This window comes from Nocardiopsis sp. CNR-923, assembly GCF_001942255.1.
Classification (GTDB): Bacteria; Actinomycetota; Actinomycetes; order Streptosporangiales; family Streptosporangiaceae; genus Nocardiopsis.
Genome location: NZ_MKKC01000100.1, coordinates 1 through 22,055 on the forward strand (window position 1 = coordinate 1; position 22,055 = coordinate 22,055).

16 protein-coding genes, 1 tRNA gene and 1 pseudogene are annotated in these 22,055 nt (G+C 68.9%); 17 read left to right on the plus strand and 1 reads right to left on the minus strand.

What is annotated here, in order from left to right:
• Positions 1-190: 190 nt before the first annotated feature.
• Positions 191-337 carry a hypothetical protein gene (locus tag BJF83_RS17875; RefSeq protein ID WP_262391655.1) on the minus strand — a complete coding sequence of 49 codons (147 nt, stop codon included), beginning with the start codon at positions 335-337 and terminating at the stop codon, positions 191-193.
• A 320-nt stretch (positions 338-657) separates the two neighbouring features.
• Here BJF83_RS17875 and BJF83_RS17880 point away from each other — a divergent pair.
• The 17 genes and pseudogenes from BJF83_RS17880 (at position 658) to BJF83_RS17955 (ending at position 21,965) form a co-directional block, all read left to right on the plus strand.
• Positions 658-736: transfer RNA gene (locus tag BJF83_RS17880), tRNA-Ser, on the plus strand.
• 373 nt (positions 737-1,109) lie between these two features.
• On the plus strand, positions 1,110-1,313 hold the full coding sequence (locus BJF83_RS27585; RefSeq protein ID WP_158070396.1) for a hypothetical protein: 204 nt from the start codon (positions 1,110-1,112) through the stop codon (positions 1,311-1,313).
• A gap of 241 nt (positions 1,314-1,554) precedes the next feature.
• Entirely contained in the window at positions 1,555-2,433 is an 879-nt protein-coding gene (locus BJF83_RS17885; protein WP_075927194.1) for a serine protease, read from the plus strand.
• Positions 2,409-3,467, plus strand: a complete 1,059-nt coding sequence (locus tag BJF83_RS17890) for a hypothetical protein (protein ID WP_143831951.1) — start codon at positions 2,409-2,411, stop codon at positions 3,465-3,467. The genes BJF83_RS17885 and BJF83_RS17890 overlap by 25 nt, the downstream gene beginning before the upstream one ends.
• A gap of 45 nt (positions 3,468-3,512) precedes the next feature.
• Complete coding sequence (locus tag BJF83_RS17895) at positions 3,513-4,670, plus strand: MoxR family ATPase (RefSeq protein WP_262391656.1); 1,158 nt, start codon at positions 3,513-3,515, stop codon at positions 4,668-4,670.
• Entirely contained in the window at positions 4,667-7,843 is a 3,177-nt protein-coding gene (locus tag BJF83_RS17900) for an SAV_2336 N-terminal domain-related protein (protein ID WP_075927196.1), read from the plus strand. The genes BJF83_RS17895 and BJF83_RS17900 overlap by 4 nt, the downstream gene beginning before the upstream one ends.
• A 228-nt stretch (positions 7,844-8,071) precedes the next feature.
• Positions 8,072-8,524, plus strand: a complete 453-nt coding sequence (locus tag BJF83_RS17905) for a hypothetical protein (RefSeq protein ID WP_143831952.1) — start codon at positions 8,072-8,074, stop codon at positions 8,522-8,524.
• A gap of 758 nt (positions 8,525-9,282) precedes the next feature.
• Complete coding sequence (locus tag BJF83_RS17910) at positions 9,283-9,795, plus strand: hypothetical protein (protein ID WP_075927198.1); 513 nt, start codon at positions 9,283-9,285, stop codon at positions 9,793-9,795.
• Positions 9,796-10,204: 409 nt separating this feature from the next.
• Positions 10,205-11,374, plus strand: a pseudogene (locus tag BJF83_RS31200) (vWA domain-containing protein); the annotation flags it as partial.
• A 148-nt stretch (positions 11,375-11,522) separates the two neighbouring features.
• Complete coding sequence (locus tag BJF83_RS29535; RefSeq protein WP_262391658.1) at positions 11,523-12,317, plus strand: hypothetical protein; 795 nt, start codon at positions 11,523-11,525, stop codon at positions 12,315-12,317.
• Positions 12,318-12,364: 47 nt separating this feature from the next.
• Positions 12,365-13,354 (plus strand): tubulin-like doman-containing protein, encoded by a 990-nt coding sequence (locus tag BJF83_RS17925; protein WP_075927201.1) that lies wholly within the window; start codon positions 12,365-12,367, stop codon positions 13,352-13,354.
• Positions 13,354-15,666 (plus strand): hypothetical protein, encoded by a 2,313-nt coding sequence (locus tag BJF83_RS17930; protein WP_075927202.1) that lies wholly within the window; start codon positions 13,354-13,356, stop codon positions 15,664-15,666. Before BJF83_RS17925 ends, BJF83_RS17930 begins: the two co-directional genes overlap by 1 nt.
• Positions 15,663-18,104, plus strand: coding sequence for a hypothetical protein (locus BJF83_RS17935; protein WP_075927203.1), 2,442 nt, complete (start codon positions 15,663-15,665; stop codon positions 18,102-18,104). The genes BJF83_RS17930 and BJF83_RS17935 overlap by 4 nt, the downstream gene beginning before the upstream one ends.
• 232 nt (positions 18,105-18,336) lie before the next feature.
• Positions 18,337-18,933, plus strand: a complete 597-nt coding sequence (locus BJF83_RS17940; RefSeq protein WP_075927204.1) for a hypothetical protein — start codon at positions 18,337-18,339, stop codon at positions 18,931-18,933.
• Positions 18,930-19,274 (plus strand): hypothetical protein, encoded by a 345-nt coding sequence (locus tag BJF83_RS17945; protein WP_075927205.1) that lies wholly within the window; start codon positions 18,930-18,932, stop codon positions 19,272-19,274. Before BJF83_RS17940 ends, BJF83_RS17945 begins: the two co-directional genes overlap by 4 nt.
• Before the next feature lie 78 nt (positions 19,275-19,352).
• Positions 19,353-20,414 carry a hypothetical protein gene (locus BJF83_RS17950; RefSeq protein ID WP_075927206.1) on the plus strand — a complete coding sequence of 354 codons (1,062 nt, stop codon included), beginning with the start codon at positions 19,353-19,355 and terminating at the stop codon, positions 20,412-20,414.
• Positions 20,415-20,516: 102 nt separating this feature from the next.
• On the plus strand, positions 20,517-21,965 hold the full coding sequence (locus BJF83_RS17955) for a hypothetical protein (RefSeq protein ID WP_075927207.1): 1,449 nt from the start codon (positions 20,517-20,519) through the stop codon (positions 21,963-21,965).
• Positions 21,966-22,055 lie beyond the last annotated feature (90 nt).

Below are 22,055 nucleotides of genomic sequence, written 5' to 3' on the forward strand. Positions count from 1 at the left end.
TCCCACTCACGGCGGAACGCGAGCGCCCGAGTCTGAGCGTCCTGCTGACGCTGCTCGCCGGGCGTCAGCGGCCGGTCCTCCGGCACCGAGCGGCGTGGGGTCTGCTGGCTGGCCGACATACATCTACTCCTCTGTGAGTGGAGCCGCGCCCCGGGCGGCACGGGTGGAAGGCAAGCCCGGGGCGCGGCGGTCAGCGGTCCCGCGTCGGCGCGGGAGCGGGCGGGTGGGCGTGACGGCGGAGCCGTTCCTCCAGCTGCTCCGGCGTCGGCTCGATCTCCGTGCGCCACTTCACGGCGCGAGACCGGGCGGTGGCCGTCCACAGCGAGTCCGTCCACACGACGCGGTGGGTGCGCCCCACCGAGCCTTGAGTCGCAGGAGGGTGGCCCCTGGGGGCTCCCAGCACACGCCGCGCGCAGATCCATGTGGTCGCCGTCGTGTCCGGCGTCCAGAACGCGTCCGCGCCGGTATCCGGAAGCGTCGAGGTGAAGCTCGGTGCAGAACGGGGGCATCATGCCGCCACCGCCTCACACTGGCGGTTGGCGACAGCCGGGCGGTGGTGGCGTCCGCGCGCGGCCAGGTCCCACGGCAGGGCCGGGATGGGCGGGGGCGATTGGCCTCTACCGGGGTCTACTCTCTGCCATAGATGCAGGTCATGGAGGCGTGTGGAGACACATGGAGTACTCCGACCGCTCTCCTGAAGCGGGTGTCGCAGGTTCGAATCCTGTTGGGGCCGCCACACGTGGCCTGGGGATTCTGCGCTGAGAGGGACCCCAAGTCGCAGCCTTTCGCACCGGAACGGGTCCCCTTGGGCCAGTCCGCCAGGGGCCGGGTTCGGCGCCGCACCGGGTCCAGTCCTGCGAGGACGGGCCTGGGCGCGTTCGTCGTCGAACCGGCAGATGTCCTCCCGCCGCTCCGCGGCGGACACCTCGACGCCGTCGGACCCGGCGTGAGTGGAGAACTCCTCTTCCGGGTGACCGAGAAAACTCTCGATCACCGCGTCGTCCGTGCGGTCGTCCCCGCGCGACGTCGATCGCGCGCATCCGCTCTGTTCGGACGGCCGCCAGGACGTGTGCCGGTACCGACATCCCTGCCCGTCCGCCGCCACCCCCTTGTCCCTCGCGGTCCCGCTGCTCTACCTCACCACGATCAGATGGACGCAGGGCGCGGCCGACGTCGTTCGCATCGGCAGGAGGGATACGAAGATCGGGAAATACAGGATGATCTGGAATTTCGGCTCATCAGCAGAACAAAACCCGGACGCATCCCGCGACCGTGTGGACGCAGAGGGTACAGACCCCGATTCGGGCGACTGAGAGCTCACGAAACCCCTGACTTACGCTCATACATGTGCTTACATGTTTTTCGGCTGCTGGAACGATCGTGTGAGTGCGGAAGATTCCCGTGACGGAGGTTTGCCTTTGGTGCCATGGTCGAAGACGCTCCTCTCGACCCGTTCAGATCGTCTTGCTGTCCGCGTCGCCTGGAGAAGTGTGCTCCGACAGGAGCCCCCGCGGCTCCGGTCCGTTCCCGTCCGTTCATGCGAGGTACTCCGACATGGTCGAAACATACCCCTGGCGTGCGCAGATCCAAGTGGAGTACGCCTCCGGAACAGTCGCCAGGGGCGCTGGATTCCTCGTGGACAAGCAACACGTGATCACCTGCGAGCACGTCATTCGGGGTTGTGAAGGCTATGCGCTCCACGTGTACTTTCCACAGTTGCGCAGCAGCGTTCCGGCCACCGTGCTCACATTCGGGACCGACCCGGACGTCGCCGTTCTCCAATTGACCAGCGCCACTGCGGTCACCCCGGCCCGGCTATCGTCGGCCAGAATCAGCGAACTGGTCACTGAGGCCGAGGCGACCAGGAGCGCTCCGGGCCTCAAATTGAGGACGCTGGGGTTCCCCAGGACGAAAGGCCGGTCCACACAGGACGGCGGTCAATCGACAGGGCAGGACGCCCCGACCGACGCGGGCGTCAACGACCTGGACGGGATCGCCATCGGACTCCGGGTGATGGCCGATGGTGAGGTGGAGGCGCATGGATGGCAGATCGAGACCACGGACAACGAAGATCTGCGCGAGGGGCACAGCGGTGGCGCCGCCTACGTGTACGAGACCTCCGCGGCGGAGCAGTACGGCCGCGTCGTCGGAATAGTGAGAAAAAGCAGTGGCCTCGGGAACAGAGGGAAGATCATTCCGCTCTCCTCGATCAGCCTCGTCTGGGAGGAGATCGACGACCTCATTCCCTTCCCCTGGGCAGACTCGGAATCCCGGGCCAGCCTGCGTCGAATATGCACGTCGATACCCGATGACCTTGACTTCAGGTCCATATTGAGGCAGCAGGATGTCCCGGTCCCGAGGATGCGCTTGATCCTCTCCCCACCACAGCCTGGGGATGGGTACGCAGGGTGGCGGAGGAACAGCTCGGTCTGACACCCGGCGAAGTGCCGGAGAACCTCCTCACTTTCCTGGAAGGGATAGTGGGTCGACTCCGCGAGGAGAAGAAGAAGTTCCAGGAACTTCAGAGCTGGGTGCAGACCCGCAGACCCCGATGCCCGACCCCGTCGAACCCGACCTCAGTACTCGTCTTCATATCGAAGATGCGCGACAAGGGCCACTACATCCGTTTCAAGAAAGAGACGGGCGGGATGCTTCAACACGAGGAGTCTGGAGAGGGGTATTTCAGCATAGAAGCCAGCGAGGAAGACGAAAGGAAGGACGAGTTCCGCGCGACAGTCACCAAGAAGGTTTGCACGTTCCTCGAAGATACAATGACCGCCGAGGAAGGGGTGAACCTCACTCTTCAGTTCGTGGTTCCGTCGGAGTTCGCACTCGACGACTACGACCAGTGGTACTTTACCAACTATGAGACATTTTCTCACATATCCACCGTGGTCGTCTCGTTCCAAGAACTCTTCCAATGGAACAATCCCCTCGAACCCAGAAAAGGCCTCCTGACGAACCGCCACATTTCCGCCAACCGTAGACTGTGGAACGGAATCAAGTCCACCATCGGTGATTCGTGGAACGACCCCGGGGCCACCGGTTTCACGCTCGGAGCATTCGGATTCCAGTGTGATGCCGACATGAACACACCCGCGACGAATAAGAATGCTGTACACAATAGACATGCGGTCGTGTACGGTTCCGCGCCGAACCGCGGGATCGCCCACGTTTCCGAGGCCGGAACCCCCATCGTGCTCGTGTGCAGACTGCGGTGCGACCAGGGTGAGCACACCTCGTGTCCGGGATCGAGCAACACGAGCGCTCTGTTGACCATGGTGAAGACCACCCATCCGCACTACCTGCCGAGTGCCGTCAAGTCCTGGAGGGACGAGGCGATCCATGACGCCGGCAATCCGAACAGCCTCGGAAAGCATCTTTCTCTCATCATCAACGATCCGGACAGAATAGACCAGACCAGAGACGCTCCCTTTCGACTGGATACTGGCGACGGCGTTCCATGATCCCCCAGTCCGCGCCGGGCCGTCGCGCCGACTACAGGAAAGAGAATGATGGAAGAGACATGGCAGATATTCAGCGGGTCAAAAACCCAGAGCCCGTCGAAGATCTGGGACCTGCCACCACCTCCTCCTTGGCGCGCGTTCAAACAAGAACCGGGCATCAGGAGCCATGAGTACTTCGGATATCCCAGCGTGCGGAAGGGGGAGGAGACCGGCCCCGAGGGAGCGAGTGCCCAGTCCACCTTCGCGGCCACCTCCTACGAGGCGAACGACGAGACGGTGGCCAAGGTCAACACCGCCCTCTATCTGCGCCGCCCCCTCCTCGTCACGGGCCCGCCGGGCTCGGGCAAGTCGACCCTGGCCGAGGTGGTCGCCCACGAACTGCGCCTCGGTGACGTGCTCACCTGGGCCATCACCAGTCGTGTCACCCTGCGCGACGGACTGTACAGGTACGATCCCATCGGTCGACTGTATTCGGCGCAGGAGAACAGGGCCCCGAGGGAACCGGGCCGGCTCCCGGAGAACATCGGCGCCCACATCCGCCTGGGACCGCTCGGAACGGCACTACTCCCCTTCGATGTTCCCCGGGTGCTGCTCATAGACGAAATCGACAAGAGCGACATCGACCTCCCCAACGACCTGCTCACGATCTTCGAGAAGGGGTACTACGAGATACCCGAGCTCATGCGGGCGCAGACCGCCAGTGATCGGGAACGGCCCCATTCGGGCACGACCGGGGAAAAGGGCGCCGCGGACGAGGACCAACACGTCACCGTGATGACCGCGGACGGAACCCGGGTGGCGACGATCGAGTCCGGCAGGGTTCAGTGCCATGCCTTCCCCCTCGTCATCATGACGAGCAACGGAGAGCGCACGTTCCCCCCGGCGTTCATCAGGCGCTGCATCAAACTCCAGTTGGACATCCCCAGGGACAAAGACAAACTGGGCGCCATCGTCAGAAATCATCTGGAACTCGATGCTCCGACACGCGCACATGGGAAGTCGGCCACGGGCAGCGCGGAACTGGACGCCCTGATCGACAGCTTCCTGAAGAAGATGAAGAAGAACGAACAACTCGCCACCGACCAACTGCTCAACGCCGCCTACATGAGCCAGAGCGTCTCAGGAAAAGCCGACGAGGACACCCGAGAGCGCATCACCGACCAGATCATGCACTCCCTCAACGAGATCTGGGAGCAGACGTGACCTTGGAAGCGCTGTGCTCCGTCTTCAGGGCGGGACTCGGCCCGGACATCGCCGGGGGTTCGCCGTTACAGACCCTGGAGATGGCGGAGATCATCTGGCTGGCCGCGCACCTGCGCGCGGGTGCGGACGCGGATCACGCCGATGGCGCGGCCCCGGACGAACGGGGCGAGCTCCCCGAGAGCTCCCCGCGGGCTCGATCCGAGGACTCCACCGTCGAGGGTGGGGGCCTACAACCTCCCTCACCCTCGACCGCGACGCGGCCGGACCCCGCCTCCCCCGCGGCATCCGGTCCCCCGGACTGCCCCGATGTGGAACTCCACGCGCCCGGTCAGCCGGACACGCACCGGGGAGTCCCCGCCCGCCGGATCCCGCTTCCGCTGCCCAGGGTCATCCGTGAACCCCGGGAGATCCAACGCGCGCTACGACCCCTCAAACGGTCCGTGTCCGTTCCGGCCTTCGGGGAGCTCGACGAGGAGGCCACGGCGGAGCGCATCGCCGCCCATGATCCCGAGGACCCCCACCCGTGGACGGCCGCGACCCTTCCCGTGACGGAACGGTGGCTGAGCCTGCTCCTGATCGTGGACACCGGGCCTTCCATGGGGGTGTGGAGGTCCATGGTCAGGGAGATCACGCCACCCCTGTACAGCCTGGGCGCCTTCAGGGACATCCGCGTCCTCTTCCTGGGCCGGGATCCTCACCTGCCCTTCCCCCACCTGGGCCTCTCCTGCGCCCCGGACGGCCCTCCCCGGGCCCCGCTGCCCATCGTCGACTCCGCGGCACGTCAGGTGGTCCTGGTCCTGAGCGACTGCTCCGGTCAGCACTGGTGGAAGGGGGAGGCGTCGGCTCTGCTGCACTCGCTGTCCGACCGGGGGCCCACCGCCATCGTGCAGACACTGCCGGAGCACCAGTGGCACCGCACCGCCGCCCCAGTGGTGTACGCCCAGACGCGGGGGACCCGCCCCGGGGAGTCCAACGGCGGACTCGTGCCCGCCGCTCCGCCGGGCATGCTTCCCGTTCCCGTGCTCCGGTGCGAGCCCCAGTGGTTCGCCTCGTGGGCCTCGCTCATCACCTCGCCCGACCGTCCCGTCCCGATGGCGATGACATACGCGCGGCCCGGGCAGCGCGGCATCGCCGACACGGACGAAACCGTCGCGGATGAGGGCGGTCTGCCGGTTCGGGAGCGGGTGAACAGGTTCCGCGGGTCCGCGTCCCGCGACGCGTTCCTCCTGGCCGCGCACACAGCGCTGTCGACCCCGACGATGTCCATCATGCGCCGGATCCAGATGGAGCTGGCGCGGGTGAAGCTGATCTCCACCACATCCACGGAGATGCTGTCCGAGGTCGTGCTCAGCGGGTTGCTGCGTCCGAAGGACTCCTCCGGGAACGAGTTCACCCTCGTGGAGGGTGCGGACCGGATCCTGATCTCCCACCTGCCGCGCTCGGCGGTCGTCCACACCGCGCGCGCTCTGATCCAGATGTCCTATGAATCGTCCGACCGAACGATCGCGGGACGGGAACACCTCACCACCGATGCCACCGTCGCGGGCGGCCGGCATGCGGTCGACGCGGAGAGCAAGCCCTTCGCCCTGGTCAATCCCCTCACTCTGCGCCTGCTGGGCTGGTCGGCGCCACCCCCCGCCGACAGCGTCCGTCCGAGCGTGGACCCCCCACCGGAATCAACGCGCCAGGCCGCGGTCGAACCGCGCACGCCGGCCGAACCGAGCGCGACGATCTCCCCCCGTCCGTGGAAGGCGGAACCTGACCGAGCACGTCACAAGCCCGCCACCGCACCGCAGCCGCGCGGCCGTGCGACGCGCACCCAGCCGGTCAGTGAACTGAGCCGCGCCCACCCCCCTGTTCCGAGTGTCCCGCTTCCCCTCCCCTCGCTCCCCGACACCGGCCACATCGTCGCACGCCCCGAGGTCAACCGATGGCTCCGCAACTTCCGCGACGGACAGGTCCGGGCGATCATCGGACCGGCGGGGACCGGCAAGACCACTCTGGCGGCCATGCTCGCCGCCGAGACCGCCCGTCGACCCGCCTATCGCTCCGTCCTGTGGGTGGACGCCTCCAGCAGGGAGTCCGTCATCGAGGCGTTCGCCCGGGCGGACCATGAACCCCGGCGGCGACCGGCCAGTCGGTTCCCCCATCCGGGGAGCGGGGCCACGGACTCTCGATTCTGGGCGGAGAGGGCGTCGGATCCCTGGTTCATGGTGCTGGACGGCCTCACGGATCCCGCGATCGTCGATCTCGTTCCACCGGTGGGGCCTGGTGGCAGGATCCTGATCACCGCGAGACACAAGAATCTCCTGCCGGACGAGGTCCCCGCGATCAGGGTCGGCGAGTTCACCCAACAGCAGGCCTTGGACTACCTGGGACGTCGTCTGGCGGCCTCCCGCCCGCCCCACTCGCGAACCGAGGACCTGCGAGAGCTCGCAGGGGTCCTGAAGCGGCTCCCGCTCTCCCTGTCCATGGCCGCCTGCCTCATGGTCGACCTGAGGATGAGCGCGAACGGGTACCTGGCCCAGTGGAGGGGCACCCACGGCGCCGACCCGGACAACCCGGTGAAGCGAACGGTCCTGTGCTCGCTCAGATCGGTGGCCCGGCAGGAGGGGCACTCCGTCGACCTGTTCAGATACCTGCTCCTCACCATCCAGATGCTCGGTTCCAACGTTCCGGCTCCCGTGCTCTCGGCCCTCAGGGTCACCAACGGGAACGGCCTCGAAGGACGCCCCAGGACCGTGAACGTCGCACGTCTGATGCGCCGACTCCACGAGCTGTCCCTGGTCCGAGCGGACGGGGGGCTCGACGTCCCGGACGGCAGGGTTCGACTGCACGAGGAACTGTCCGTCCACCGCTACGGTCCCTGGGTGTACGAGGCCTCACCCCTGATGTTCCACGCGGTGGAGGCACTGGAGGCGGCGTGGAAGAGGTACCGGTCGCACCCCGCCACCGCATCTGGCATACGCACGTGCGCCATCGCCCTCTCCCTCAACAGCAGATTCCTCTTCCCCACGGCCGCACCGGAGCAACGTGAGCACTCTCGCGCGTACTATCTCCGACTGGCGAGGGCCCTGGGTCGGATCCTCGGGCCCGATCACGCGAGCACGGTCGAAGTCCGCGACATCGTGAGGACGATCCGAGGCAAACGCGAAGCCCGTAAACCCTATTAGGGCAGCGCCCCGCCCTCCGGAAATCCCTGGGAAACCCGCGCTCGTCACCGCACCGCCAGGACCTGAACCCGGTCCGTCCACCGCAGGCTTCGCCCACACGCAGGGAGCGCCCGCTAATACCGCTGTGCCGCTTCCTGCCCGATTTCAGTAATCTTTCGCAGTAACCCTATCCGCCGCAAAAAAGCGAAAACACCCGGGTTCGCCCCATTGCTCAAGTAAGATGGGCATATGACCAGTGATCTCGGAACTGGGTCCGACACACCACCCGTCAGGAGCTGGAACGCCGCCGCGTTCTTCTGTCGCCATTGGAAGAGCTATGAGGACGCGGTGCGGTCGGTCGGCGGCACGACCGAGGAACTCCTCCACGAACTCCGGACGTCGGTCGCCGGGAACGGATACCTCGACCTCCACCAGCTGATGAAGCTGGAGGAACGCCTCGGCGACGCCCTGCCCGAGGAGAGTGCTTTTCGTCGCACGGGGCCCGCCGAGTACGACCCCGGTCGCCGCGACGGAGAGGATGTGAGCCGCCCCCTTCCCGGAGGGGCCCCGCGGCCCACGCCCCAGCGGCGTCAGCGGTGCCCGTTCCCTCCGGAGCGGCGATGCCGACGTTCGGATCCCTACGCGCTTCCGCCCGCGGTGTGCCACATCGGGGAACTCCACCTCGTCGCCTACGCCCCCTAGCGTTCGCGTGCCCGCGCCGTCGACCCTCGGGGCGACCCCTGCCAGTCGGACGCTCGACAAGGAGACCCGGTACAGGTGAATCCCCTGCTCCTGGAGATGGGCAAACAGGCCGCGAGCCATTGGAAACCCCATCTCGCCCTCCCCGGGGTGTTCTTCCTCGCCGCCGTCGCCGCGTGCGCGGTCCTGGACCCGGGCGACCTGACCGCCCCGGGAGAACTCGCGCGGATCCTGGGTCCGGCCCTGGACCTGTACACCTCTTCCGCCGTCGCGACGGTGGTGCTCACGGTGGCCCTGCTGCTGGCCGGGTTCCCGCCCGGCTGGGCCGCCCACGCCCTGGGGACGTGGTGCGGACGCTGGTGGATGGGCCAGGGCGCCCTGATGGCGATCGCGGGCCGACCGCTCGTCGCCCTGCGTAGGACGGCGTGGCACCTGCTGCGGGGGTACGAGTACTGGCGCGCGGTGCGTCGCGTTCGGAAACCGTCGCCGAGCCGTCGCGGTCGGCAGCGGCGCACGCCCGTGACGCCCTCCGTCATCGGTCTCGCCAGGAGTTGCTGGCACCGCGTCGATGAGGCACGCGTCCACCGGAGGGAGCGTGCCTCGGCCACACGTCCCGAGGACATCCTCGTCAACGACCTCAGCACCCGGTGCTCGCTCGTCGAGCCGAGTCGGCCGACCTGGATGGCGGACCGGATGGAAGCCCTCCACCAGCGGATCTCGGAATATCACAGGATCGACGTCTACTGGACGTGGCCGGTCCTGTGGATGTCCCTCCCCGATCGGCCAGGGAGGACGTCGAACGGGCCGAGAACGCCTTCGGGCAGGCTCGGCTGCTCGGCGGGTGGGGGCTCCTGTACCTGGCCGCGGCGGGAGCGGGCGCCCTGCACACCCAGGCGAGCGTCCAGGACCGCCTCTCCTGGCTCGCCCCGTCCCCGTGGGACGTCCGGCTGCTCGCCGTCCTGGCCGCGGTCGGTGTCCTCGCGGGCCTGACCGGCTACCTGCGGGGCAGGGCCGCGATCGCCGCACTGGCCGGTCTCGCGGAGTCGTGCTACGACCTCTACGGCCTGGACCTCGCCGAAGCCCTGGGGCTGATCGGTTCGGAGTCCGGATCGACGCCGCAGTTGGTGGACTCGGGCGCGGCCGTGACCGAGCGGTCGCACAAGCTCAGCGTCGAGGCCGTTCCGCAGTACGGCGACCCAGAGCCGAACGCACACGGATCATCACCCTATGAAGCATGGGAAACGGAAACAGAGAACACAGAGCACAAGAATTAACAAGAGCAATCAAAAGCAAAAAGATGACCAACAACCCATGAGGCATCAAGAGCCACATAACGGCGACCAAGGGGATCCGAAACCTGTTGTAACCCCCCGCAGCGCCAGTAAAGTGATGAACCCAAAAGATTTCCGGACAACGATCGGTTGCCGAAAATAGGGTGACTCCGCGTCTCTTCTTCCACAAAACCCACACGACAAGAAGGCAGGCGGCTTGGAATCCACCCCACACGCTGCCTCTGTCCGGGGCTGGGCCTCGATAATCGCTGCGATTCTCGTGACCCTGTCGCTCACGGCCCCGATCCCCGCGTCGGCCCTCGGACCGCCCCCGACGGACCCCGCCGAAACCGACCCCCCGTTGGACACGGTGATCCTGGTGGACGAGTCCGGCTCCCTCGACGAGACCGATGTGGAGGAGGAGGCCAAGGCAGCCGCCACGATCGCCCAGAGCATCCTGTCCCCCGGTTCACGTGTGACCGTGATGGGTTTTGGCAGCAACAACGGACAGCCGGGTCAGATCGCGGCCCGGGAGGTGTGCTCCCCGACCCTCGTCGACACGGAGGAGGGCCGCCAGTACCTGGCCGACTGCTCCCTCGGGATCGATCGGCGCGACGCCGGGGACGGCAACGACACCGACCACGCGGAGGCTCTGGGCACCGCGCTGGACCGCCTGAGCGACGGTGATTCCCCCGCGGGGGCCGCCCGGGTCGTCTTCCTGCTCACCGACGGCGCGCTCGACGTGCGCGACAGCCCCCAGTACGGGGCTCCCGAGCGGCGCAACGACAACGCGGCGGCGCTCATCGAGGAACACCTCGACACGGCGCGCGAGGACGGTGTGCAGATCTGGCCCCTGGGATTCGGAGGTGCGATCGACCGGGACCAGCTCGACGCCTTCGCGGCGGGCGGTTCCCAGGAGGGGTGCAGTGACCTGGAGGTGGCCCAGCCCGTCGCACGTGTGGTCGAGGACTCCACCGACGTCCTGCGTTCCCTTCAGGAGGCGCTGGCCTCCGCGACCTGCTCGATCGTGGGTGAGCCCGACAGCGAGAACCTGCCCGGAGGCGACACCGTGACGCTGCGGGTCGACGTGCCCGTCATCGCCACGGACGGCGCGCTCCAGGTGATCAAGAACAACCCCGCCATCACCGTCGAGTACATCGACCCGGAAGGGGACGTGGTCGACACCGGGGAAGACGAGCACGAGGGAACGGGAGTCTCCGTCAGCGGCGCCAACGGCCCGGTCGAGGTGCTCCGCCTCATCGACCCCATGCCGGGCGTCTGGGAGGTGCGACTCACGTCGCCGCCTGAAGAGGCCGAGGAGCTGGTGAGCGCCAGCGTCCAGTGGACGGGGTTCATCAACACCCACGTGAGCGTCGAGCGGACCGAGGACCCTGACCGACTCGCCGTCGTCGTGTTCATCCGCACCCGACGGGGCGTCGTCACATCCTCCGAGGCCTTGGCCGGCCTCGACTTCTCCGCGGCGGCGACCCTTCCCGACGGGACCACCGCCGACATCCCGCTCCGGGATGACGGCGCCGCGCCCGACCGTGCGACCGGCGACGGCCAGTACTCGGGAACGCTCTCCCTGCCCGAGGACGCCGAGACCGTGACCGTCACCAGCCGGGTTCGGGGCGCCGGTATCTCCGATGACGTCAACGAGTACGTCTACACTCCCGACACGCGCGGGGGACCTGCGACCCGCCCTCTCCTTCCGCGATCCACCGCGGGAGGTGTGGGCCGGAAGCCGGATCGAGGGCAGCCTCGTCGTCGACAACACCGGGACCGAGGATGCCCAGGTCGAACTGTCCCTGATCCCGCCGAAGGACATGCTGGCGACCATCGAGCAGGAGACGAACCTCTTCCCGCCCGGGAGCACCGAGAGCGACTTCACCGTCCTGGTCGAGGAGGGATCCGGGTTCGGCACCGGGCCGTTGCTCGTCCAGGCCGTGGACGCCTCCGGCAACCCCCTGACCAATTCGCCGTCCCTGACGGTGACCGTGCGCGGCGAGCCGGGGCTCCTCGAACGCAACTGGCCGGTCGTGTCCGTTCTGCTGGTGCTCCTCGTCCTGGCCGCCGCGTACACCACCCTGCGCATGTCGCAGGCCCGGGCCGCCAGGAGCGTCCAGGGCCTGTCCGCCCAACTCCACCGGGGGGACCAGGCCCTCAGCCCCAGGCTCCGGGCGCCCAGCCGGTGGAGTCCGGCCTTCTGCTTCACCGTCCGTGACGCGGAGAGCGCGTTTCCCCGCCTCGAACACGCGGGGACACCCGGGGCGAACCTGGTCTACCGAGCCACCCGCATCCCCGCCGGTGTGCGTCTGCACCCCCCGAAGGGGCGGGCACAGGAACTGCGGTTCGGCGACCGCAGCGCATCCCTGGTCGGCGGCCTCGCGGTGTCCTTCCACGACGCGCGACGCCCACCCGGCGCCCCTCGCGCCAAGGAACGCCCCCGTTCCGACCGCGGACCCCTGCAGGCGAAGCCGGAGGACGACGGCACGGGCAGCCGTATGGACATTCGACTCGACTGACTCCGTTCCCGGAGGACACCGAACATCGGAAGGGACTTTTCACCTCCATGACGATGAAGCTCTACCAGCCGATGCTCCATGTCGGTCTCGGCGGGACCGGATGCCGCATCGGGGCCGAACTCGAAAGGCGCATGCGCGAAGAGCTCTGCGGACCCGACGGGACCGAGTTCCAGCACCTGCGGCCCGGCGCCGACCTGCTCCCCTACCAACTGCCCTCCTGCGTACAGTTCGTCTACGCCGACGTCAACCGCAGCGAGCTGGACGGACTGCCCGAACGAGTGGTCCCCGGCCGCAGGCACTTCGCCGCCGCCGAGCGCACGGCCCACTACGTGCGCGATCTGGTGCCCGAGGTCCCCACCTACCCGGAGGCGGCGCGCAGCCTGCGCCTGAGCGCCGGGGACACGGTGCGGAACTGGCTGCCGCCCTCGACCAGGGAACCGCGGGTGGCCCCTCTGGACCGGGGGGCCGGGCAGTTTCCCACGGTCGGCCGCGCGGCCCTGTTCGAGACCTTCAGGAGCGGGATCGGCCCCGCCGTCGCACCGCTGCGCGAGGCCATCAACCGCATCGCCACCTCGGCCGGAGATCTGGGCGTCCTGGGCGGCTCGCTGCCCCGTTCCTGCGACGTCTTCGTCTCGTTCTCCGTGGCGGGCGGTACCGGGGCGGGCATCTTCTACGACTACCTGCACCTCATCGCCCGTTCCTTCCGGGGCACGGGACTGCGGATCAAGATCTACCCCCTGGTGCTCATGCCCTCGGCGTTCGACGAAGGTTTCGGCGGAGGGCGCAGCGCGCGGTTGAACGCCGGCCGCGCCCTGCTCGACATCTTCCGCCTCGTCGACGACCAGAACGGCCGTGAAGCGTCGCTGACCCTGGCGCACGAGCCCGTTCCGGTTCACTCCGACCACGAGGGCGCAGCCGTCCACTACCCGGTGGAGGGCCGGGTGGAGATCATGCCCTCGACCGTGCAGACGGCCTTCCTGTTCAGCCGGCCGACCGGCACCGACCGCGAGGACCTGCACAGGTCGGTGGTCGCCTGATGCTCTCCCTCGCCGGGACCGACATCGACGACTCGACCGAGAACGCGAGCGCACGGCAGGAGAACCACCAGTCCTTCGCCGACAGCTTTATCAACACCCAGGCCGACCGTGAGTCCATGGCCGAGACCGGCATCGGAAACCGGGGGGTGTCCACGGCCCTGGTGGCGTCCCTGACCGTGCCGGTGGACGAACTCTCCGGCATCATCGGTTCGCGGCTCCTGCGCTCGGCCGTCGAGGACATGCAGGCGACCCTGAGCACCGGTGTCGAACGCGACGACCAGCTCATCGGGGGCTTCCTCTCCGCCGCCAACCTGTACCCGCTGGTGAGCCGCAACGGCATCGATTTCGCGGAACCGCAGCCGGTCAACGGTTCCAAGGAGATCGCGGCGGCTCTGTACGATCGCGCTGAGGCGATGAGGCAGAGCCTCGACGCCCTGCGGGGGCGTCTGTCGCACGAGGTCGCGGAACTGGCCCAGAACTTCGACCACCGCGCTGGCCTGCGCGATCTGCTGTCCCGGACGGATCCGTTCCGAGCCCAGCGGGTGATCCTGGGATCCTCCCAGAGCGACGCCCCCATGAGCAGGCTGGGTGTGCTGGGGCTGCTCCAGCAGCGCCGCAACACGCCACCGCCGCCGGAGCACATCACGGGTCCGCCGCCCATACCCGAGATGCGCGACCGAATCGGCGGACTGCGCAAGATCCGGTACACCGATCCCGCACCCGTCGCGGCGCGCGCGGACCAGGACGACTGGTACGACTGGCAGACACGGGTGTCCTGGAGCGAGGCGTGGTCGGCCGTCTCGCCCCGGTGGAGCCGGGCCGCCGCACGGTTGCGCAAGGACATCACCTCCTTCGTCCAGCAGTTGGAGGAGCACGCCCGCAACGACCACAACCGCTTCGAGCGTCTGTCCCAGCAGCTCTACCGTCCCCGCACCGGCGTGTCCTACCTCCTGCCCCCCTCGGGCGGCGACCTCGAACCGTTCTTCGTCCGCGTCCGCGAGCACATGATCCGGAGCCTGCACGAGACCGGGCACCTGCACGTCTCTCCCACTGACGGGGAGTTGGTCGAAGCCCTCGTCGGTCCGCAGCGCTGGCGGGAGGCGTTCGACATCTCCGTGGACCGCAGTCCCGCGGAGGCGGTGGCCTTCCTCCGGGAGACCCTCAAGTCCGCGGTGAAGATCTTCCTGCGCGATCCGGGCCCGGACCAGACGCCCATGTTGCCGCGCCTGACCGACCTGCTCGGCCGCGCGGCCGGACAGGACGACGGCGGTGTCACGGACGAGGACCTGTCGATGTTCCGCGCCCAGGTGGCGGGGATGCTGCCCATTGGTTACGTGCCCCAGGGCAACGGACCGCTGAAAATCCTCATCACCTACCACGCGGCCGCCGCCAACCCGAGGATCGAGCAGTACCTGCGGGAGTCCCTGAACCTGCCCCGGGGCGCGGGACAGACCTACGAATTCCGCGCGGTGAGCACCGAGAGCGTGAGCGTGGTGCTCTTCCGCAGTTCGATGAGCATCACGGAGGTACCCGAGGTCCGAGAGGTCATGCGGTTGTGGACCTCGGCGCTGGACCGGCCCTCCGCCCAGGACTACCTGCCCTGGCGGCAGCGGCTGGGTTACGACTTCAGCTACCTCGCCACCACCGAGCGGCACAGGGCCCAGATCCTGCACCGGCTCCTGTGCGCTCTGTGGAACGGGCGCGCCACCTTCGTCGGAGCGTGCGAGACCGCACCGGAGGAGGTGCACTTCACCCTGGGCGGAGGGGTCACCATGCCCCTGCGGCTGAGTTCCTTCGGTGAGGCCTCCTCGTGGGGCCAACTGCTGCACGCCTACGAACGGTGGGCGTTCAACGGCGAGGACGTCATCGCCAACCAGTTCAGCGCCCAGTTGATGGCGGAGATCCCGATCGGCATCGACAGCAGCCCCATACCGCCCGACGGGCTCTTCGAGGCCTTCCACCGGATCGTCACCGAGGGGAAGGAGGTCGCGAGACTGGCGGAGATGGCCGCGGGGATGAGCGGACCCTCCCGGAGCAGGGCGCTGCAACTGCGCGACTTCTGGACCAGGACCGCGCGGACGGCGCTGCGGATGGAGTTCCAGGGGGTGGTGGCGCCCCGGTACCCCGACCTGCGCGCCCTCTACGGCGGGCACCTGCGCACGTCCCGGCCGCAGGGCGGGGCGCGCCCCTCACCGGAGGCGCAGACCCAAAGCTTCGACCGTCGTGCCTGGGACGGCCAGGGGTCCGACGCACCGGACGGGTCGGGGTCGGCGCGTATGCCTGGAGAAGGCGGGGACGGCTATCTCCGATGAGTGTCACGGTGATCGACTTCCGCTCCACGGACGCCGACGAGGCGAAGGACATGATCCGACGCCGGTTTGGTCGCGGCGTCCCCCTCACGGCCTCCAGCCGCGTACTCGTGCTTGAATCGACCGAGCGGCTGGTAAGCCACACCGCCGCCTACGAGGCGATCTTGACCAGCAACCGCGTCCGCGCACTGGTGTGCCTGGTGTGCGGGGACCCGACGGTCAACGGGGACGACGGGCGACGGGGTCTGCTGCGCCCGGGACAATTGGGTTCCGATCGCGGCGTGACGACCCTGTGGGTCAGCGACGAGACCGGTGTCGCGTGGGGGCTCCGCCCCACGGAACCGCCCGGCGCCCACCCCGACGCCGTCGCGGGGTCGCGCGCGGGTGTGGAGTACCTGGTCGAGACGCTCGAACAACAGGAGATCTTCGACCGTGTCATCGAACTGGGCAGGGAACTGCCGGAGGCGACGGCGGCGCCCGGGGTGACCCTGTCCGGACCGGGAAACGGCTACGGGACGGTCAACGCGGCTCTCGCCCAGGCGCTGAAGCGCTTTACGGCCCCCTCGCACTCCGTTCCTCCGGCCGCCCCATCGACCGCGCCGCGCGGGAACGTCCTGGTGGACCTCGTGGAGGGGACCCACCGTGCGGTTCCCGACGCACCCGACCCCGGTGAGGGTGAACTGGCCCGCCACGAGAATCGGGCGCGCGAGGAGGTACTGCGGTCGACGACGGCCTTCGACGCACTGGCCAGGGCGGGCGGGCTCTTCGCCATGCCGCCCGCGCACCTGCGCACCGTGGAACTGCGCGATGCGGGTGACGCGCTGGAGGAGTACCGGGACCGAGTCCGGGCGATGCTGTGGCGTTTCAACTCCCTGCGGGACGACCAGCGCGTCGCGGAACTGCGGCGTGCCGGGGTCCCTGGGCAATCGCCCTCGCCCGAGGAGGTGGACGAGGCCCTGGAGCATCTGCGAGCGCGCGTGCAGAGGGAACTGGGTGCGGGCACCCCCATCACCGCGGTCGCCGACGATCTGGAGAACATCGCCACACGCCTCTCTCCCCGCAGCGGCGACCTCAGCCCGCGGGTGCGCGAGGCCGCACCCGACGACCTGATCGCCGCACTGCGCGAACCGCCGCCCGCTCCTCACCCGCGATGGGTGTCGTGGCTGCTGGCGCCCGCCCTGGCTCTACCGGCTCTGCCGGCCTTCACCGGAGATTGGCCCGGTCTGGTGGGCTGTATCGCCCTGGCGCTGGCCTGGATCATCACGGTCGCATGGGGGGCCCGGCGCCTCGGCGGTCCCGAATCCAGCACCACACGGCTCCTGGTGGCGCACGCCGCGTCCGCGTTCGCCGGGGGATTCGTCGGGATGTGGCTGCACGCGCGGTTCATGCCCGATCCTCCTCCGCTGCCGCAGCCGCTGTCGCTGACGATCGCGCTCATCGCGGGTGTGTGGCTGGGCGCCTGGGCGCTGTCACGGGCCTGGACCCGGCTCATAGGGCGCTGGGAGTCCGAGGTGGGGCTCGACCGGGCCGAGCGGGCCATCGGCGCGCTGACCGGGCTGGTGGGACTGACCGCCAAGGCGGAATGGTACCCCGGCGCCGGCCGACGCCGTCTGGCCGACAGCGCCCGTGCGGCGGCCAGCGCCGCACGGGCCATCGCCGACACCCTCTCCAGGACGGCGGTGGACCTGGATCCGGCCCCGTCCTACGCGGTCGAACTGGAGGAACAGTTGCGGGAGGACCTGGTCGAGCTGTCGCAATCCGCCTTCGAGGGATTGTGGGGCGACCTCCGGTCGGGCAACGCGGCCAGTTACGCCTACGAGCGGGCGCGCGAGAGCGCGTCCCGTCTGGTCGAGGCCCTGCGCGACAACCTCGCCACGAACGGCCCGAACGCACCGCTGCCCTTCTCCCGCCGAACGGCCCAGCGTCGGATCCACGGTGGGCCGGAACTGGAGCAGGCCGCGCTGACCCTGCGGTCTCCCGTCGAGGGGCGCATGCTCCAGCTCTGCGACCCCGCCTACCTCTCTCTGCTGAGCGACACCGTGGCCGACGTGCGAGCGGTCCGCTTCGCCCCCGGGAGCCTGCGCGGTCGCCTGCCGCTCGGCGAGGGTGCGGCACGACGGGCGGCCCAGACAATGGTCTGGACCGCCGGTGGCGCCCGGTCGGGAATTCTGCGACTGGTTCCGTTCCGGCGCGACGTGGTGCGCACCGAGTGGTTCGCGGGAGAGGAGCAGGGCTTCGGTCCCGCCGACGTTGCGTCCGACGCGGGCGCCGCGGAGAGCGAGGGGACCGGCCCCGAGGAATCGGAGGAAGCGCCGGGGTACGGGATCTCCATGCCGGAGCCCCGCATGGACGGGGACGTGGCGAAGGAGCCGACTGACGGGGAGAACCGGGGAAGCGAGGACACGACGCGTGTGTCGTCCGGGGAGGACTACCTCCGTTGAACGAGGACCGTTCCAGGATCAGCTACCGGACGCCGTCCGGGCGACGGGTGCCCTTCGCCGCGAGCCCTGTCCAGAACCCGGTCGAGGGCGTCCCGAGTGATTCCCCCCTGCTCCACGAGTCCGTGTGCGAGGAGAGGTCGGGGCGCGAGTTGCTCAAACTGTCCGTCGACCCGGCTCGGCACCAGCAGCCGCAGGAGCTGGTCCGGGCCTACGCGCCCTGGACGGGGAGATCATGGCCGGGGTCCGGATCGCCCAGGGGACGGACGCCCCCGGCCCGGTGGAGCTGCCCCGACTCATCGGGTACCACGATGACCCCGTGCGCCCCTTCGCCCTCATGGAGCCGTACCGGGGCGAGCCCCTGTCCACCCTTCTGCACCGGCGTCAGCTCTTCGAGGAGGAGCAGCCGCTGTTCCGGCTCGGCCTGTTCCGCGCCCTGTACGTGATGCGTTCCCTGGGGTTGGTGCACAGGGACATCAGGCCGACGAACGTGCGTTGGGACGAGGCGCACCAGAGCGTGCAGCTGTGCGGATTCACCTGCGCGACCGTCGACGGAACGCCACGGGCGCCGGTGGGCCAGGGGCCGTGGGCCTCGCACGAACAGCGCGACGGAGTGGGAAGATCCGACCACAGGGACGATGTGTGGTCGGCCGCCCTGGTCCTCGTCCAGGCCCTCACCGGACACGACGTCGCGGGCGGGAACAGGCTCGCTCTGGAGGACCACCCGGACCTGGCCGTGGTCCTCAGGGGCGTCTTCGGCGGCTCGGCGCTCCAGCGGCCGGGCGCGGACGTCCTCCTGGGCAGGGTGACCGGGGGGACCTGCCCTATGTGAAGGGCGTCGGGAGGCATCTGGCGCAGGGCAGGGCCAGGTTCGACGAGGAAAGGGCGGTCAAGGGGGCCAAGTCGGGGCGCGGACCCGAACAGGCGGCGGTCGGGCGCCCGGACCTCGGCAGGGGGGATTCCCGGTGGTCCGAGGACGTGGTCGGTGCGGACGTGGTCGCCGAGGACGCCGCCCAGGAGGATCCCGTGAGCGCGCCCGACCAGCCGACCGGGGAGGGGCCCGCACGCCCCGATTCCGAGGTCCCGGGGTCGTTCGGCTACTGGATGAAGGTGATCGTCATGCTCTCGGCCCTGGTCGCGTGTGCCGTGGCGCTGTTCGTCAACCTGGCCTGATCGGAGGAGCCCGCCGGTGTTCCGTTGTCTCCCACCCCGTGCCGTCGGCACGTTCGACCGAGAGGCGTCACCCTTCCCATGATCGAAACGACCTCGTCCACGTCGCCGACGGTGCGCTGCCCGATGTGCCTGAGCCGGGTGGCCCTCGACACCGGGCAGCTGTGGGTGCTCGACGGCAAGACCGGCATGCACCGGCCGCTGGATCTGCCGTCCGGCATCAACCCGGACCAGAAGCGCCGCAGGTTGCGCCTGGCCAAGGTGCGCTGCCCCAACCAGATCGGCGAGTACCCCGAGCACTACCTGCCCTACCACTACGTCGACCAGGCCGAGGAACCCGTGGTGATCGCCATGGTCGGGGCGTCGGCGTCCGGGAAGACGCACCTGCTGGCCGCCATGATCGGCAAGATCCACGAGCAGGGGCTGAGAGGTTTCGGACTGTCCGTCTCCCCCCTGGACATCGCCGAGTACGAACACTTCACCAGTACCCATGTCCGCCCGTTCCTGATGGGCAACGCCGTGCTGCTGCGCACGAACCACGATGTCTGGGAATTCGTGATCGGACTCACGGTGGAGGACACCGATGACGCGGACTCGCCACCGCGGGCCGTCGTCTTCTTCGACATCTCGGGCGATGGCATGAGCGTCACGAGCCATATCGCCAAGCACGCCTTCTTCGACGTGGTGGACGGATTCATCTTCGTCGTCTCCCCGGAGGACCTGGAGAGGGATGATTCCGCGGCCGCCTTCTCCGCCGTACTCGACCTGGTGAAGGACAAGGAGGACAAGGCGGCGGTGGTGGTGCTGGCCAAGGCCGACCAATGCCGTTTCGACTATCCGGTGGACCGCTGGCTGCGCGAGGAGGAACCCACACTCGACCCCGCCCGCATCCGGGAGGAGAGCCGTGACATCTACTCCTACATCGTCGGCAAGGACAAGGGGGCCGGTTATCTGCGACCCTGGACGGAGGTCGGGCGAGTCGCCCTGCACGCCGCGTCCGCAACGGGGGCGCCGAGCAGTGATGACGACACGTCCCGCTATGCCCGCCCCGTCCGCCCGCGACGGACCGTCCAGCCCTTCCTCAGCCTCATGGCCATGACCGGCGTCAAGAAGGGCGCCGAGGCCGGGAAAGTGGGAGACTGACATGGGGGCGGGGCCGCCGACGGGGCCGGATCGCGCGCCAGGCTGCACCGGATCTCGTTCTCGTACGCCAAGCCGGGACTGAACTACATAGGACTGGGGCCGGTGGCGACCTCCTTCACCAAGGACGTCCGGGACTACCGCCAACTGTCGAGGTGGGCGGAGAGTCTCAACGGCATCATCGCCCCAGCGCCGCCCTCCGACCGTCTGGCGCCCAGCCACTGGTACCGCCGGTACGAGGACGGGTCGGCCGTCCTTCTGCACCGGATCCCCGATCCCGCCTCCGCGGACCGACGCGGAGACAGGGGACAGGCCGTCATCGGCCCGTCGATGTCCGTTCCCCTGGCGCTGCTCGCCGCGCTGGGAGCGTGGCCGGACCTGCGGGGGTGGCTGGACGGCGGAAACGGCCCGGAGCAGGGCTGGGGGGCCTACCCGGTCTACGTTCCCGACACCGCGATCGTGCCCATCATCGGCCCAGATCTGGATCGGGAGGCGGCGGCACAGCGGGGGCTCGTTCCCCTGGTCGCGGAAATCCTTCGTTCGCCTTCGAGACACATCGACATCGTGGTCACGGAGGATGGCCCGCTCCAGGAGGAACGGAACCGGCTGCTGCTCCTGTGGGGCGCCTACGTGACCCTGCGCGACGTCATCGGCACCGAGGAGCACCACCGTGGAACGCGGAGCGACTGGTCGTTCTCCACCCGGGAACCGTGGGCCGTCAGGGCGGGCGCGCGGCCCCGTTTCGCCTTCCGGGACACCCCCCCGAACAACCGCGCGCAGGACACGGCGGTTCTGGAGCTGCCCGAGCACGAGTCCCGAAGCGACGACTGTCGCCGCATCGCCCAGTGGCTGGTGGACCGGCTCACCACGGGGAGAGGAGCGCTGGCGCCGGTCCGCTCCGTCTCCAAGGAGGTCGGTCCCGGTCGCCACGACGCTCTGCTCGATCGGCTACGGCGACTCATCGTCGGGAACGGGGAGCCCGCGCCCGAGGCCGAGGAACCGGCACCGGACACCCGGACCCCGGAGCCCCCTGACACCGCGGCGGATGAGACGGCGGCGGCCGAACGGCGGGAACGGGACATCAGGGCCATGGTGGGTCGGGGCATGTCCCATGTCCAGGACGCGCCGGTGCCCCCCGACCCCGAACCGGGGCGGGGCCAGAACCAGCGACCAAGCCACGACCGGGGCCGGGCGCCGTCGGGCGCCTCGTCTCCGGTCGGCTCCCCAACGGGTCCGTCCCGCGGTAGGCAGTGGCTGTCGGGCATCGCTCCCGTCCCGCCGGCCCTGGCGAGAACGGGTCCGGGCCGCACACGTACGAATCTGAGCCACCAGACCTGGGAGAAGCTCTGGGGAGAACTCCGAGACGAACAGGATGAACGAAGGATCGGCCTCCTGGCCACGGAGATCGTTCAACGCCACAACCTGACCTTCCATCGTCCGCTGGTGGTACGGGGACCCCTGCCGAAGAAGGTCACCCTTCCCCTGTGGATGCTGACGGTGTTCCTGATGGTGCAGGTCCTGCTGTCGATCGCCCTGCTCGTCCTCGTCCTGTGAGGACTTCGCCGCCGATGCTTCCGGAGCCTGGCCACCGTACGCGTCGGCCCCGTACCGGCTTCCCGGCGCCGGACCGGACACGGGGTTCTC

Coding starts and splice junctions, on each gene's coding strand:
- BJF83_RS17885 (WP_075927194.1), top strand. CDS start 1,555: ATGGTCGAAACATACCCCTGGCGTGCGCAGATCCAAGTGGAGTACGCC.
- BJF83_RS17895 (WP_262391656.1), top strand. CDS start 3,513: ATGATGGAAGAGACATGGCAGATATTCAGCGGGTCAAAAACCCAGAGC.
- BJF83_RS17905 (WP_143831952.1), top strand. CDS start 8,072: ATGACCAGTGATCTCGGAACTGGGTCCGACACACCACCCGTCAGGAGC.
- BJF83_RS17925 (WP_075927201.1), top strand. CDS start 12,365: ATGACGATGAAGCTCTACCAGCCGATGCTCCATGTCGGTCTCGGCGGG.
- BJF83_RS17930 (WP_075927202.1), top strand. CDS start 13,354: ATGCTCTCCCTCGCCGGGACCGACATCGACGACTCGACCGAGAACGCG.
- BJF83_RS17935 (WP_075927203.1), top strand. CDS start 15,663: ATGAGTGTCACGGTGATCGACTTCCGCTCCACGGACGCCGACGAGGCG.
- BJF83_RS17940 (WP_075927204.1), top strand. CDS start 18,337: ATGGCCGGGGTCCGGATCGCCCAGGGGACGGACGCCCCCGGCCCGGTG.
- BJF83_RS17950 (WP_075927206.1), top strand. CDS start 19,353: ATGATCGAAACGACCTCGTCCACGTCGCCGACGGTGCGCTGCCCGATG.